This window comes from Paenibacillus allorhizoplanae, from assembly GCF_927798215.1.
GTDB classification, from domain to species: Bacteria; Bacillota; Bacilli; order Paenibacillales; family NBRC-103111; genus Paenibacillus_E; species Paenibacillus_E allorhizoplanae.
In genome coordinates, this window is the sequence record NZ_CAKMMW010000007.1 from 155,560 (window position 1) to 170,774 (window position 15,215).

General features: G+C 47.5%; 16 protein-coding genes. 5 read left to right on the top strand and 11 right to left on the bottom strand.

All coding sequences use genetic code 11. From position 1 onward, the window contains the following. Positions 1–74: 74 nt before the first annotated feature. From L6I86_RS14345 to L6I86_RS14380, 8 genes are all read right to left on the bottom strand, one after another. Positions 75–623, bottom strand: a complete 549-nt coding sequence (locus L6I86_RS14345) for a C40 family peptidase (protein WP_236288075.1) — start codon at positions 621–623, stop codon at positions 75–77. 259 nt (positions 624–882) lie between these two features. Beyond that, positions 883–2,247 carry a sensor histidine kinase gene (locus L6I86_RS14350; protein ID WP_236288078.1) on the bottom strand — a complete coding sequence of 455 codons (1,365 nt, stop codon included), beginning with the start codon at positions 2,245–2,247 and terminating at the stop codon, positions 883–885. Further along, complete coding sequence (locus tag L6I86_RS14355; protein ID WP_236288080.1) at positions 2,244–2,993, bottom strand: response regulator transcription factor; 750 nt, start codon at positions 2,991–2,993, stop codon at positions 2,244–2,246. The genes L6I86_RS14350 and L6I86_RS14355 overlap by 4 nt, the downstream gene beginning before the upstream one ends. Positions 2,994–3,040: 47 nt before the next feature. Further along, positions 3,041–3,910 carry a PIG-L deacetylase family protein gene (locus L6I86_RS14360; protein WP_236288082.1) on the bottom strand — a complete coding sequence of 290 codons (870 nt, stop codon included), beginning with the start codon at positions 3,908–3,910 and terminating at the stop codon, positions 3,041–3,043. Between the two features lie 76 nt (positions 3,911–3,986). Further along, entirely contained in the window at positions 3,987–4,190 is a 204-nt protein-coding gene (locus tag L6I86_RS14365) for a hypothetical protein (protein WP_236288084.1), read from the bottom strand. Next, positions 4,190–5,350 (bottom strand): Ger(x)C family spore germination protein, encoded by a 1,161-nt coding sequence (locus L6I86_RS14370; RefSeq protein ID WP_236288087.1) that lies wholly within the window; start codon positions 5,348–5,350, stop codon positions 4,190–4,192. Before L6I86_RS14370 ends, L6I86_RS14365 begins: the two co-directional genes overlap by 1 nt. An 8-nt stretch (positions 5,351–5,358) precedes the next feature. Then, entirely contained in the window at positions 5,359–6,795 is a 1,437-nt protein-coding gene (locus L6I86_RS14375) for a spore germination protein (RefSeq protein ID WP_236288090.1), read from the bottom strand. A gap of 13 nt (positions 6,796–6,808) precedes the next feature. Beyond that, complete coding sequence (locus L6I86_RS14380) at positions 6,809–7,903, bottom strand: GerAB/ArcD/ProY family transporter (protein ID WP_236288092.1); 1,095 nt, start codon at positions 7,901–7,903, stop codon at positions 6,809–6,811. A gap of 182 nt (positions 7,904–8,085) precedes the next feature. Here L6I86_RS14380 and L6I86_RS14385 point away from each other — a divergent pair, with 182 nt between their 5' ends. After that, a complete protein-coding gene (locus tag L6I86_RS14385; RefSeq protein WP_236288094.1) occupies positions 8,086–8,409 on the top strand; it encodes a hypothetical protein in 324 nt (107 codons plus the stop codon). A gap of 92 nt (positions 8,410–8,501) precedes the next feature. Here L6I86_RS14385 and L6I86_RS14390 read toward each other — a convergent pair whose 3' ends face one another. Further along, the gene (locus tag L6I86_RS14390; RefSeq protein ID WP_236288096.1) at positions 8,502–9,467 is read right to left on the bottom strand and encodes an aldolase catalytic domain-containing protein; all 966 of its coding nucleotides are present in this window, start codon (positions 9,465–9,467) and stop codon (positions 8,502–8,504) included. A 168-nt stretch (positions 9,468–9,635) separates the two neighbouring features. Between L6I86_RS14390 and L6I86_RS14395 the strand changes: the two genes are divergently transcribed. From L6I86_RS14395 to L6I86_RS14410, 4 genes are all read left to right on the top strand, one after another. Continuing rightward, positions 9,636–10,487: an inositol monophosphatase family protein gene (locus tag L6I86_RS14395; RefSeq protein WP_236288099.1), complete on the top strand. Its 852-nt coding sequence runs from the start codon at positions 9,636–9,638 to the stop codon at positions 10,485–10,487. A 117-nt stretch (positions 10,488–10,604) separates the two neighbouring features. Next, positions 10,605–11,021: a hypothetical protein gene (locus L6I86_RS14400; protein WP_236288101.1), complete on the top strand. Its 417-nt coding sequence runs from the start codon at positions 10,605–10,607 to the stop codon at positions 11,019–11,021. Positions 11,022–11,192: 171 nt separating this feature from the next. Continuing rightward, positions 11,193–11,960 carry a hypothetical protein gene (locus L6I86_RS14405; RefSeq protein ID WP_236288103.1) on the top strand — a complete coding sequence of 256 codons (768 nt, stop codon included), beginning with the start codon at positions 11,193–11,195 and terminating at the stop codon, positions 11,958–11,960. A gap of 179 nt (positions 11,961–12,139) precedes the next feature. Beyond that, entirely contained in the window at positions 12,140–13,495 is a 1,356-nt protein-coding gene (locus L6I86_RS14410; protein ID WP_056610673.1) for a dicarboxylate/amino acid:cation symporter, read from the top strand. Positions 13,496–13,587: 92 nt separating this feature from the next. Here the strand turns inward: L6I86_RS14410 and L6I86_RS14415 are convergent, their stop codons facing one another. Both L6I86_RS14415 and L6I86_RS14420 read right to left on the bottom strand, forming a co-directional pair. Beyond that, positions 13,588–13,746 (bottom strand): hypothetical protein, encoded by a 159-nt coding sequence (locus L6I86_RS14415; RefSeq protein WP_236288105.1) that lies wholly within the window; start codon positions 13,744–13,746, stop codon positions 13,588–13,590. A gap of 115 nt (positions 13,747–13,861) precedes the next feature. Next, positions 13,862–15,121 carry a BaiN/RdsA family NAD(P)/FAD-dependent oxidoreductase gene (locus L6I86_RS14420; protein WP_236288107.1) on the bottom strand — a complete coding sequence of 420 codons (1,260 nt, stop codon included), beginning with the start codon at positions 15,119–15,121 and terminating at the stop codon, positions 13,862–13,864. Positions 15,122–15,215 lie beyond the last annotated feature (94 nt).

Sequence of the window (15,215 nt, forward strand, 5' to 3'; positions counted from 1 at the left end):
AGATGGAGGTTTTCCATCTAATCCGACTCGACTCTTTTTCATTTGTTATTTAAGCAGTGGCTGTCGTTAACCTACTACAGCACGCGACGTGCTGTCATATAACGGGAAGACCAAGTACCGCTGTTCAGATCAGTAACGCGGACGCCACCTGCACCGTAGGTTTGAAGGATTTTATTATTACCAGCATAAATCCCTACGTGGTGAATGACGCCTGGCTTACCCGGGATCGAGAAGAACACCAAATCGCCAACACGCAGATTGCCACGGGATACATACTTACCTACACGTGCTTGTTGTTGAGATGTGCGCGGCAGGCCAACGCCTACTTTTTTAAATACATATTGCGTGAAGGAGGAACAGTCAAAGTTACGTGTTTGGCCTGCAGTAGCGCCGAATTTGTAAGGTGTTCCTAAATATCTTTTACCAATGGAAATGACTTGACTGCCTCTGGAAGTCGATGTTGCTGACGCTGTAAGCGCTGTAGCATTGGCTACTTCGGTTGACGCACTCGTAGCTGCTTCTGCCTTACCTGGTGTAGCTGCTGCAGCTACTGATAATCCTATAGATACGGACAATGCCGTAACGACTAATTTTTTGTACCAAGTTTTTTGTGGGTTTTTCATGGGGTTTGCCTCCTTAGAGTTTTCGCTGAGTTTTCGCCAAACTATCTTGCATTGAAGATTAGATACTTCAAATGAATGTCTGCAAGAATCTTGGTCAGTTGACTCTTAATTGAGTAACCTTGCGATGTGGTTGTCCACCTGAGACTCAGTATACCAGATGAAAATTGCCCTATTATTTACCATGCAACCTTGTAAATAGCGCTATATCAGGGGGAAAGCCCAATTCTGAGAGAATGATGAGAATCCCCTTATAATGTTCTTATTGACAGGTTTGTGGAAGCGTTACAATGGCCGTGGAGCCTACTCCTAGACTACTTAGGAGCTCTATGGTTCCTAGATGTTTTTGCACAATATGCTGGGCAATAGCGAGCCCAAGACCTGCTCCTCCTTGCTTACGGTTCCTAGCTTTATCAGATCGATAGAAGCGGTCAAAGACATGGGGGAGGTCCTCTTCCGCGATGCCAATACCTTGATCCATGACTTTGATAATTACCTGTTTCTCCTGCACACAGATGCGGATATCCACGATCTTTTGACTATATTTTAAAGCGTTGTCTATTAAAATAATAAGCAACTGCCTGATCTGATAGGGATCGCCTGTCATCGGGAGTTCCTTCATATTGTGCTCGGACTGTACCCGAATATCTCGGGAAGAAGTGACACGGAGAGACGCGGCAGTTTGCTCTACTAGTGGAATAAGGTCGAATTCTGTATTCTGCTCACAATTTGTACGGTTTGTATTCGTGAGTGAAAGCAGATTTTGCGTGAGCAGCTTCAGCTGGGCAGACTCAGATACGATGGCTTCTAGGGCCTCTTCCCGCAATTGATCATTGCTGGAAGCCCATCTCCGCAAGAGACTCGCATAGCTTTCAATAATCGTGAGCGGGGTTCGCAGCTCATGAGAAGCATCTGCGAGGAATTGCTCCTGTTTACGAAACATATCTTGCAGCCTGTCAATCATGCGATTGAAGGTGTTGCCAAGCATCATCAGTTCATCATTAGCTTGGTTGTCAGGCAGTGTAATATGACGGAATGAACCGCTTTCCTCAATGTTTTGCATGGTAGCAATGAATTGTTTAAGGGGTCGAAACAGCACATTCGTATAAAAATAACCCCCAATGAGAGCCAAGATGAGCGCACCAATGGAAGTCAGGACAAGAATCGAGATCAACATTTCGGAGTATGTGCCAAGCCTTCGCAGGCTGCGTCCTATTTCTAAGAGGGCTACTTGTTTTCCGTCCTTGAATACGGGTGTCCGAACGAATAGTATGATGCCATCTGCATCGGTTAATAGGGTTTCAGTTGCCTTAGTCGAATAGATTGCTGGGTAACTGGCGAGATTCGTATCGGAATAAATCTCATGTGCGACCTTCGAGTCTGGTGTAATATATCGCAGCATTTCTTGGGGGATGAGCAGCTCATCCATTTGCATATTATCTTTCCAATACTCGGGATGGTTAGGTAGATCCTTCAACAACAAAGCGCTGGCTTTATCCTTCAAAAGGTCAATTTCACCCTTCGTAGTCACGCGGATAAACATGTAATACACAAAAGTAAAGCTGAAGAATAGGATCACCATCAAACCGACTGATACCCACAACGTAATTTTTAGTCTCAGGCTCATACAGATTCCTGCCCATCGGAAGAGGAGTTGGAGGAGTTGCCTTCTGAATCCGTCTTTTCGGCCTTAATCAAATAGCCGATGCCGCGAATCGTCTGAATCAGCTTGGTGGTGAAAGGCTTGTCCACTTTCTGACGTAAATAACGGATATACACATCGACAACATTTGTGTCACCGATAAAATCATAGCCCCATACTTCAGTGATAATTTGCTCACGCGACATTACCTCGTTCTGATGCTGGATCAGGAAGCGCAGCAAATCAAACTCCGTTGGCGTCAGCTCAATGGCAGTGCCCTCACGCGAGACCGCACGGCTCTTCAAATCCATCGTAAGCTCATCGATTTTCAGCAAATGATCCTGTTCGGGCACTTGCTCCTGCAGGCTCTTCTGCCGGAGTAGACTGCGAATGCGCGCTAGCAGCTCTACAGTGGCAAAAGGCTTCGTGACATAGTCGTTAGCGCCCTGATCCAGCCCACTGACACGATCAGGGATGGCATCGCGCGCAGTCAACAGAATGACAGGTAGCGAGGCATTGACCTGTCTAAGACGCCTTAGAACCTCAAGTCCATTGAGCTCTGGGAGCATAACGTCAAGAAGGATGAGATCCCATCCTTCTTCGCTCAAGGCGGCTTGAAGTCCAGATCGCCCATCCCCACAAATAAGTACCTCATAGCCTTCATGCTCAAGCTCTAACTGCAGCACACGGGCAATACGTTCTTCATCTTCAATTAGCAAAATGCGGCTCATAGCGGCTCATATTCACTCCCAAAGCCACTGGATACAGGCAGCGGCATTTATTTGTATGGATTCGGCGTCCAGAAAATCTCTTCACATTTGATAAAAGATTGTAGAAACTCCGGTTCAACTGGAATCTGCGTACGGTAAGCAAGCAGCGCCTGCCACTTGCAATAGGCTTGAGCCAATGTCAATGACCGGCGGATCGGCGGCGGCCAAGGTACGTTCAACGGAACGCGATGTCCCTCTACAAGATGCGCTTCGAAAGGAAGCTCAGGCGTGATGCCTCGTGGCCATGGCCACTGAGATTCTGCACCGCTATGGATCAAATACGTGTAGACCGCACCCATATACCCAGTTTGCAGGATGGCTTCCATGACGAAAGCGTTAGTAACCCCATGGTCGAGATGGGTATCAGCGGCATCCGTGACATAGATTTCTTTGGGCTGCAGCATCGTAATCAATGCCTTCGTATCACCGAGGGCACAAGCCTTCCGATACGGTGCGGGGCAGCCGTAATACATCGAGTGAAAATCAGGCGCGAGCCCGCCGTAGGTTGCCTGCCGCTGCGTAAAACGCTGCTGAAAGGGCGGCATAGCGCCCGTAGTGGCATATACGCGGCTCAGACCGGCATCTGGATAGCCGAGGAACGTCAGATCCTGTGGGCGAAGCCCGATCAGCGCCGCGGCTGCCAGAGCCTCTTGCTGGCGTATACGCGCCAGCTCCAAGTAATGAGCTGGTCCTAGCTCTTCTGGCGGCTTACCGAATAAGAGGGTAGCCGCTTCCGGATAGCCATCACCATTCGTGAAGAACACGACATGAACTTTCTTGCCGCAGGCAATGGCGTCCATGATCGTGCCAGCTGTCCCCAGTATTTCATCATCGGGATGCGGAGCAAATATAAGCAGATCAACCGGGTATATCTTCAAACGCAATTCCTCCCACGATTACATTAATCAATGAGATTAATGTATGTGGGCAGAAGCGGATGTGTGTTAACCAGACCTACTTCCAGCCAGGGAATAAGGGTTTTGTAGGTTCTGGAAGACGGAATCCGCCGATAAAGGCGCATCCGATCCCCCAAGCTAAGATCATCCAGATGAGAAAGACCATCGCTTGTTTGCGGCTTCCCTGTTTCGTCCAATAGGATATTTGCTGGATGGCGATGAGGATGGATGGAATCGTAAGGGCGGTCATTTTGAGCCACATTATTGACTAATCTCATCCTCTCTTAAGTAATAGGGAGCGCCCTGAACACCGATTTGATAAATATTAGCGTCAACCTTGAACTGAACGTCCACTTCAGGAAAAATAGTCTCCCAATCTTTCTCGATTTTTTTCCACAACTTTGGATATTTCCGATAGACAGATTGTCCGAGACCTGCGTTGTCTGTCTTGTAGGTCGTTTGCAGGGTGTGAAAGAGTTTCTGATAACTCTGCGTTAGTTGCTCTTGAAAGGACGCATTTAGTTTCTCCATAACAGCCGGATCACTTGGATCCAGCTTTGAGCGATTATCCATGATACGGCCAGTAGCTGTAATATCCAAAATAAAATGAGGTTGCTCATCAGAGGAGACTTCCACTCGTTTTTTAGCAGATAACGAAGTGACTCGAACAGACAATTTACTTTCCTGATCGGGGAGAGCTACATCCACGTCGCCCAAGGGCTTTCTGCCTAACAGACTTGTAAGGGCAACAGCTTGCATATCATCCACATAGCCTACCAAAGTGGTTTTATTAAACAAGGCAACACTGCTCAGTAGAACTTTACCGTCTTTATCTTTGGAAAACGCTGCCGCAATGGGTTCAATACCAGCAGCAGCGGAGGAGGCATAGAAATTGCGGAGCATCGAAGGGACCTGCATTTTACGAACAATGATTTCACGCAAGGCTTCTTCCTTCGTGGCTTCCAAGGTATACTCAGTCTCGACGAGACTTTTGGCATCGGTATCCCGAGCAACAACAAGATAGGTACGTAATCGATTTTTGGGACTTCTTGAAATCAAATCTAGCATGGGCGCGATGTTTTGCCGGGCTAATGATTCTCCAACGATGAAAATCCGTCGGTGTGACGGTAACATATCTCTTGACAGCTTACGCTCTAGCTTCATGGTCATAGCCTCAATATTTTCGCCATAATTAATGACCGGCATGTACGTCTTCTGTTGCGTGCCACCACTTGAGGTCAATTGGCCAGCACCAATTGATTTAGGAATGGCAATCTGAATATAGCCACGGTACTTGCCTGTATCCGGCATCAAGTCAAATGCGGAAAGCTGAACAATGGCAATGTCATTAATTTCTTTGCGATCCCAGCACCCCGTCAGAAGGCTAAGAATCATGGTAAACGTCATCAGTAGTAGACTCATTTTTTTTATCATTCGTGCCTCTTAGTATCCGCCTCTGGCGAAGTTTCAACCAGATCACGGTCAAGGATCCAATGCGGGGAACGGACCATAAAGTCCCGTAGTCCTTTTAATCGCAAAGGTGCAATCGGAGATAAGTAGGGAACGCCAACAGAGCGGATTCCTGTCAAATAGAGAGCCAGCGTAAACAGCCCAAGCAGGATTCCGACGAAACCGAGCGTACCAGCGAGCAAGAGCAGCAGTAAGCGCATTATTCGAATGGAGAAGGTCATGTTATAGCGGGGAATCATGAAGGAAGCGATTCCCGTCACTGAAACGACGATGACCATAGGGGTCGAAACGATACCTGCTTGTACAACCGCTTGTCCGATAACGAGGGCGCCGACGATACTAACCGTTTGTCCCATGACGCGCGGTAACCGGAGTATCGCTTCTCGGAGTGCTTCGAAGGTAATTTCCATGATGAGTGCCTCGACCATAGCAGGGAAAGGAGACGCTTCACGGGCTCCTGCAACAGCAAGCAGTAAATTCGTCGGCAGCATTTCAGGGTGGAAGGTTGTAATGGCCACATAGAGAGAAGGCAATAGAAGAGCCAGAATGATGGACAAAGAGCGAATAAAACGTATGAAGGTTGCACTGGTGAACATTAGATAGTAATCTTCACTGGACTGAAAGGCCGACCAGAATTGAAACGGAGCAATTAATACGAAAGGCGTATTATTAGTGAAAATAGATACCTTCCCTTCCAAAAGAGCGCCTGCTACCACATCGGGTCTTTCCGTGTATTCCATGGTTGGGAAAATACTGAAGGGATTATCCCGAATCATTTCTTCGATATAGCTGCTTTCCAGTACGGCATCAATATGAATAGCGGATAGCCGTTTCATTATTTCATCGACAATTTCTTGATCCGCGATACCTTCCAAATAAATGAGCCGTACCTCCGTTTGGCTGAGCGCGCCGATTTGCCAGGTTTTGATCCTCATTTTGTCTGTTTTCAAACGACGTCGAAGTAAGGCGACATTCGTTTCCAAATGCTCTGTAAAGCCCTCCCTGGGGCCGCGGACACCAGATTCTGTTTCAGGCTGCTCAATATTACGATGTGGCAGGCAGGCCAGATTGGCCAATAGCACCCGCCTCTCCCCTTGCTCGGCGATCATAACAAAACCAATCAGCAGACTATCGATCAACGTTTCAAAGAGATTGGTTTGTTTGACTTCCGGCGTCAGAAGATGGGAGGAAAGTGTTTCTGTTGTCGGCTGCGCTTCAGATAAGGGTTTGGTTATCTCGCGTTCAATCCGCTCTGCGTCAACCAAGCCTGAGATGTAAGCTATAAGGGTAGAACGGATGTGTACAAAGACTAAATCTGGATCGTGATCAAGCTGCTGATTGATCTCAGCTTGCAGCTGAGCAATATCGATGGCTTCATCAACGGGTGTTTGTTGCATCCGATTTCCCTCCTTAGCTCCCTACGCTGCGTTTTTTGAATAACCCGTTCAAGATGAAAATAACCAATGGGATTACGACGAATAAAGGGAGTTCAATAATCCAAGGAACAACCTTCAGGCCTACAAAAATATGGCTGGCAATGTTTTTGGCGGTGTAGATGGAAATAAGCCAAATCAGTAAAGCGACCGGTATAATAACTGCGCGATGATTTCCAGTTTTCCACTGCATGGTGATTGTTGTACAGGCCGCATAGGCGTACAGAATGATTTTGAACAAGCCGCCTGTAATGAAAGTTGTTACGACAAAGGGATCCAAATTATCGATGAAATCGGCAATTCGGATTAACTGAAAGCTGGTGAGCAGCGGGTAAAAGGAACGGTAGAACAGGTCTGGCCCTAGCGTACTAACGGCAATGAGATCAAGCACGACAAAAACAGCACCGACTAGAAGGGAAGAGTACAGCGCAGCCTTGCGAAACTTGTTAGGGCTGACAGTTAATTTCCAGAATACAGCGAAGACAATAATTTCACCGAAGGTTGTTGTTAAGCCTAGGGGGAATACCGTTACACCAATGCTTCGCCAATCCGATGCAACAGGCAGCAGCCATGAGAAGTCAATAACATCCGAGAAAAGAAGCAGAATGAGCTGGATGCATGTAAACAAAAAAACGATGATAATACTGAGTTCAGCTAACCGAGCAATTCGTTCAATCCCGGCATAACAAGCATAAGCAACTAATAAGACAAGCAGCAGCATTAAGAACGGGGCTGGTGTACTTGGGAGTAGAAATGTGCTCATTAACTCACCTAAATCCCTTAGAATACGCCCCGATTCGTAAATAAAAGCAAAAATATAGAGAGTGGTTAACAGGTGGCCCACATACTTGCCGAAGGTTATTTGAAGCAGGGAAACCAAGGTTTCACCTGGATTGCGTTCATAAATACGAGAAAACATCCATACGATGCCTATTCCAATGGTGGCACTGAGTAGGGCAGCTAACCAAGCGTCCTGCTTAGCACCGCCAGCGAAGCCAAATACAATGGTTGTACCCAGCTGGAATAAAAACAACAGACAGAATGTTTGCCATGTCGAGAGCACTTGAATCACGCAGAACCCCCCTGACGTGCTGATGATCTTACTATTTTCAAAATAGGGAAAAAATATCCTTCCTTGCCTTTAAACACCTGAAGTCGCAAAGAATAGAGAAGTGAAATTGTCCATTAGCCTAGTCCACATGACCCGATGCCGACATAAAATAAACCCATAGACGTAATGAAGGAGTAGAACCTATGAGCATATCTCCCAAAAAGAAGGTGCGCATCAAAGTCAAACACAAGGTAGCGATTTTACTCCAAGATCGTGATGCTACTGCTAAAGTTTACGTGGAAATTCTTGGGGACTTAAAATCGCGGGAAGTTATGACGGAAGCCATAAAACGCTTAGAAGATGGGTTAATCTATACGGATGAGAAATGTACGATGCTAATTGATAGTGAATATATCGAGGTGCTTCCGAGAAGGAATCTCAGTCGTAGAGAAGGGGAGGACTTCATTTTCTTAATCGATCGAGCTTATGCAGAAAACTATGTCGTTTCGGCGAAAATTATCAAGTAATGGTTTCTATGTGGTGCAAAAAACCCCTAGTCGTGCAGTCAGGAGTTAATCTTTCCTGAACTGGCGAATAGGGGTTGTTGAGGTTACGTTGATTATTTCTTGCTTGCAGATGGGAATGTTTCTACGGAAGTTAAACGATCGTAGAAATCAGTGAAATTATTTCTTTCAGGTGAATCAAGCAATGCCATTGCTGTGCGAGGGTGCTCGTCTAGTGCACCAACGATCATGTATGGAATGAGGTAGCCCCAATCCCATTTCTCACGCATTGTGATCATGTGCTTCTCAATGATTTCAAGAACAGGACGTACATCGTAGCGTGCACCCTTGAGGTGGCTGAGCAACAATTCGGTTGTACAGTTACCAGCAGCGCGACCCATACCGTACACGGATGAATCCAAGAAAGTTACGCCTTTGGAGGCTCCTGTGATCGTGTTAGCGAAAGCAAGCTGCATGTTGTTGTGCATATGCAATCCTAGCTCCTTCTCAGGAAGTAAGCGTTGGAATTTGGATACGAGGTAGTCAATATCTTTGCTGCCCATGCTGCCGTAAGAATCTACGACATAAACAACGTCAACTGCGCTTTTGTTGATTTCTTCAAAGGCTTCTGTTAATTCGTTCTCCATTACGTGGGAAAGCGCCATGATGTTTAGGGATGTTTCGTAACCCATGTCATGGAATTTCTGAACCAGCTCAAGACCTTTATCAACATCCTTGATGTAGCAAGCGACACGGATTAGGTCAAGTAAGCTGTCTTCACGAGGCAAAATGTCTTTCTCATCCACACGTCCGATATCAACAAGAGCGGATAGTTTTGTATCTGTTTTTTTGGTGATAACATCACGCAAGAAGGATTCGTTTAGGAATCTCCAAGGGCCGGAAGATCCGCCTTTTAGTAACTTTTCTGAGTTTTTGTAACCAATTTCCATATATTCTACGCCGGCAGCGCTCAAGCCGCGATACATATCTTGGACAAACTCCACGCTAAAATCCCAATCGTTAACTAAACCGCCGTCTCGAATCGTACAATCCAAAATCTTGTGTTGATGATGCTTTACCATACTCGCAAATACCCCTTTCGACAGCTCTTGTCGCCTTCTGATTTTGCTATATTATCACTTATGAACAGGTGGCTTGTCAATGCAAGCGTAGGCTTTCACGCAACTTTCCTAGGTAGGATATGGTAATATGGAAGGGACAGAAGTGATCACGTGAGGAGGATGCACGGAATGAATCGGAACGAATGGACATTAGCAAGAGAGGTTGCTGTAGGAGCAGCTGTGAAAGCAGGTGAATTGGCCAAGAAACGTTTTGGTGGTCAATTCATCCTTGAACACAAAGATGAGCGTGGTGATCTCGTGACTGAGGTGGATGTGCAGGCGGATCGTCTTATCGTGGATGACATCCTGAGTGTGTTTCCGACTCATCGCATCTATAGTGAAGAAGCGGGTGAGGGTGGGTCAGCAAGTGACTGGGTGTGGCACGTGGATCCCTTGGATGGGACGAACAATTTCGCATTGGGTATCCCCTTGTACGGTGTTTCCATTTCTTTGAGTTATCAAGGTCGGATTGTACTGGGTGTCGTACATGATTCGGCCATGGAACTGACTTATGTGGCTGTTCAAGATGAAGGAGCTTGGCAAGGTGACAGGCGGTTGCTGGCGAGGCCTAGCGGTGCGCTGACGAAGTCTACCGTTTCATGGATTCAAGGGCATGCCGTAACGAAAGACGATCAGCGGGCATTAGCGCTCCGACATCATCTGGAGTATTCGCTCAAAAGAGTGATGCGCTTATGGGCGCCTTCCATTGTATGGGCGATGCTGGCCAGAGGAGATCTGCACGGGGTTGTTCTGTACAACTCCGAAGGGGAGGATCTTTATGCTGGCTTACTGCTTGCGCAGGAGGCTGGTGTGAAAGTGACGGATTTCGCGGGGAATCCGGTAGCTTTGCTCGGTGGTACCGCAGTTGTCGTAGAGGAAGCGGTGACGGACGGAGCTAACTATCTGGTCGCAGCTGTGCCGGCCTACCACGCCGAGCTGCTCCAGCTCGTTCAAGAAGCACTGATGAAGACGGCGAAATAGGTTCCCGAATAGGATAGGAACAATTGGTTAAACCTAATGGCAGACTTTCCATTTGAGCTTATGCTTACGATGCTAGTTTTTCTGGCGAAAAACTTTTAGAAGAAAGGGTGCTGTTAGATGAAGGACTTTGTTCCTATCTTTTTTGAATTCGATCAAACGCGAGATGCGTTGCTGGCGTTAGACACATTAGAAGAGCTCGGCTACAAGCCGGAGCTGCTGGAAGTGGAGCGCGCAACGCTGCACATTCATCTAGATGCGCAGGAGATCACCTCAGCCATCGAGATTGCTCAGTCCCACGGCGGACGGCTCGTGGATCGGTCGCAGATGCAATCCGAGCAGGCCACCTTCGCGATGGCTTATGACCTGGAGGGTTCCATCCGCATTCCGGCACATACCGTGAATGAGGATTGGCCCGACAGCTATGCCGCATCCGCGGCGGTTGCGGACCGCGATGCGGTACCGAGCGATGACGAGGCGGCTTTCGATCCTTCGGCGGATGACTACAATCACTTTAGCGCCGGTATTCGTATTTAACTGGCGTTAGTTGCGCAGGTGGTGGACGGTGGCTGAACTAAAGAACCTGAGGAGGGGTATCCTCAGGTTCTTTTCAACTTTATTTTATTCGTAGAGGCATAGTCTGTAACCTTTCACACCCTGCATACGTTTGGTGTAATAAGGAAGATATGTGAAGAAGGAGTGGTTCTCATGGGAAGCAGGAGGAAGATTGTCACTGCCGTGGTGTTGGTTGGTTTGGTCAGCGCACTAGCAGGCTGCAGCGAAAAGATGACCGTAAACGGGGGCACGAGCAGCTCTGGGCCAACAACGACGCAACCAACAACGAGTGTCACTTCGTCGCCCTCCCCTGTTCCAACGACACCAGTTGCTACGTCTACGCCGCAGGCAACAGCTAGCGTGAAGCCTTCTCCAGCTCCAACGCCTCCCAGCTTCTCGACATCGGCAGATGCGAAGAAAGCGATTGAATCCCGTGCCCAAGAAGTGATGGCTGCTCTGAAAGAGAAGAATTTATCGAAGCTTGCAGGTCTCGTTCATCCGCAGAAGGGTGTTCAATTCTCCCCGTATTCCTACATTCACACAGCGACAGACATTCAAGTGCAAGGCAGCAATCTTGCGACGTTATGGGCTAGCTCAAGTCTCACGCATTGGGGAACTTTCGATGGGTCAGGTGACCCCATTGATCTTACGATGCCTAACTATTGGGCTAAATTTGTGTATAACGCTAACTTTGCCGCCGCACCTCAGATAAGCTATAACACGATTATTGGCAAAGGGAATATGATCAACAATGTGTTCAGCGTGTATCCTACGTCTTCCTATATAACAGTTGAATACCATTTCCCTGGTTTCGATCCCCAGTATCAAGGTATGGATTGGACCAGTTTGCGGTTAGTTTTTGAATACACGGGATCACAGTGGTATGTGGTTGCGATCGTCCATGATCAGCACACGATGTAGAAGATTTACACGAAATTTTATAAAAAAGATCTAAAGCCGAATCGACCTTCGTATAAATAGGAGGAATGTTCGGTTTTTTATGTTAATTGGAAATTGTAACCATTGACAGCCTATGTGAGTTGTCATATATTTATCACAATTAAACCGAGTTATCTTATAGGGATTGGGAGATGTCGATCATGCAAAACAACTTAGTAAGCGCATTTCAAACCAATTGGGTCAGTTTGGTCGTTTCATTAGTAGTGATTGGATTTATCTATTTTTTAGGTAGAAAGAGAGTCAGTTTCGGTAACCGAGTATTCATCGGTTTAGGACTTGGTATCATCGCAGGGGTCATTTTCAATCAAGCAGGTCTGCAATTTAAAAGTGTTAGTACGATCGGAACGATTTACGTCAATCTGATCAAAATGCTTGTTATGCCATTGGTATTTATTTTAGTTATTAACAGTATTTCGTCGTTGTCCAGCATGGCTCAGCTTCGTAAATTGGGTTTCAAGACTATTGGTTGGTTCCTACTCACAACGGGAATCGCAGCTTTAATCGGTCTACTTGTGGCATTGGCGATTGATCCAGGTAATGGGATCGCTCAAGCGGTTCCGAAGGATTTTAAAGCCAAAGAAATTCCGACTTTCTCCCAAGTTATTTTGGATCTAGTACCATCCAATCCAATTAGCGACATGGCGAGTGGTAAGGTTGTACCGGTTCTAATCTTCGCGATTTTCGTAGCTGTGGCGATCGTATCCATAGGCTCCAAAAAACCTGAAGCAGTTGCATCCGTGAAGTCTTTCGTTACTTCAGCAGCTGCGGTTATGCACCAAGTTGTTAAGTATGTTATTCGTTTGACACCTTATGGGGTGTACGCGTTGATCGCGGCTATGGCAGCTAAATACGGTTGGGAAACATTGGAGCCGTTAGCAAAAATCATTTTGACTTCCTACGTGGCATTAATTATTCACTTCGTCTTGGTATTCGGTGGCCTTGTGCTGCTGGTAGCGAAAGTGAATCCAATTAAATTCTTCAAAAAGGCATATCCGACGATCGCTGTTGCTTTCACAACACGTAGTAGCTATGCAACACTTCCTGTGAATTTGGAAGTTATTACGAAACGCCTTCGCGTTTCACCGCGTATCGCAAGCTTCGTGGCACCGCTTGGGGCAACGATGAACTTCAACGGATGCGGCGGCGTTTGGCCGGCGGTAGTAGCGATTTTCGTAGCAAAAGTATACAATCTTCCACTAGGTATTTCTGAGTATCTATTGTTAATCCTAGTAGCTGTAATCTCTTCCATCGGGGTAGCTGGTGTACCAGGTCCTGCATCCATCTCAACAACGGTTGTATTGACTGCACTTGGCTTACCGCTTGAAGGTATGGGTCTAGTTCTAGGCGTTGAAGCCTTGATCGACATGGGTCGTACAGCTGTTAATGCAACGGGAACAACAGTTACAGCATTGCTTGTAGCTGAATCCGAAGGTGAATTCGACCGTGCTTCATTCGATCGTGATGAGGAAGATGAGTTGGAATTAGCAACTGCTTAATAAATTGACATGCAAAAAGACGAACAGCACCTTGGGTGTGTGTTCGTCTTTTTGGTTTTGGGGTAAGCGATGCTACCCCTTTGTCGATATCTCTAAAACAGCGGGAATACGAAACGAACCAAGAAATACAGTAGTCCGAAAATGATAATGATGTACGCTGCATATTTGATAAAGGTTGATGCGACAAGTCCCTTGTCAAATTTTTGCTCAATTCGCTTCTGCTCAATGTCCACGCTTTTCGTCGGTTCCATCGTTTTCAGCTCCCTTGTTTGGTATGGGTTGATCTCTATACCAACTAATACCCCTTAGGGAGAAGGCTGAATCATCGGACGGCCACGTTTTCGCTAAAAAGTTTTTGTGGAGATATCACTCCTGCATCGCCGCATGCGTACCCGCCATATAGCCCGTCGAGAATGCTGCGGTGATGTTATACCCACCCGTGTATCCGTGGATGTCGAGGATTTCTCCGCAGAAATAGAGTCCATTCACGAGCTTGGATTGCATCGTACTCGGATCCACTTCCTTGAGCTGAATACCGCCGCCAGTCACGAAAGCTTCTTCCAAAGACAGCGTCCCCTTGACGATAACAGGGAAGGCCTTCATGAGCTTGCACAGCTCCAACCATTTCTGCTTTGGAATGTTGTCATACGTCAGCTGCTCGTCCAGCTCCGATTTCGCGAGTAGAAGCGGAATGAGCCGCTCGGATAGCAGGGACTTGAGTACGTTTTTGATCGCTTTCTTCGCGTCGCTTCTAGCGAGCGTCATGCTCTCATTGTACACCTCGTCGGTGCTCAGATCAGGGAACAAATCCACCGTGACGAGCACTTCCTTGCGCTCGGACTTGTTCAGTTCCTTCACAACGAACTGGCTGCAGCGCAGCGCGATCGGCCCTGACAGGCCGAAGTGGGTGAACAGCATATCGCCGCGATGCGCGATGATCGGCTTCCCCTTCGCGTTCAGCACGCTGAGCGTCACGTCGCGCAAGGACAGCCCTTGCAGCTCGCGGCTGCGGATAAAAGGCTCCTTCGAGGTTAGCGGGACCTCGGTTGGAAACAGCGGCGTGATCGTATGCCCGCCTGCCTCAGCCCACGCATAACCGTCTCCTGTGGAGCCGGTATGCGGCACCGAGCACCCGCCGGAGGCCACGATCACAGCACGGCAGTTCAGTGTCTCTCCGCCTTGCAGCTGAACGCCGCTCACGGTGCCGTCTGCGTACAAGACCTTTTTGACCGGACTGTTGGTCCGGATCTCCACGCCCTGGCGCCGCACTTGGCCGATCAACGCGTCGACGACGGTTTTGGCCTTGTCGCTGATGGGAAACATCCGACCATTGTCCTCTTCCTTGAGCTGGATGCCGAGATTCTCAAAGAAAGCAATAATATCCTTATTCCCAAAATGGGTGAATGCACTATAAAGGAATCGCCCGTTGCCAGGGATATGCTTGATCAATTCATCCATGTCTTTGTTGTTCGTCACGTTACATCTGCCGCCGCCAGAAATGCCGAGCTTGCGCCCCAGCTTATCTCCTTTATCGACGAGCAGCACTTTTGCGCCGTTCCTGCTTGCGGCAATACTAGCCATGAGACCAGCAGAACCGCCGCCAATTACGATTACATCATATGTCATTCCATAAAGCCCCTGCCTCGCGTATTTTCTATATCATAGCATGTAAAGAGCTAGATATTCAAAAGATACACACAACGCGTGGATAACTTGTTGA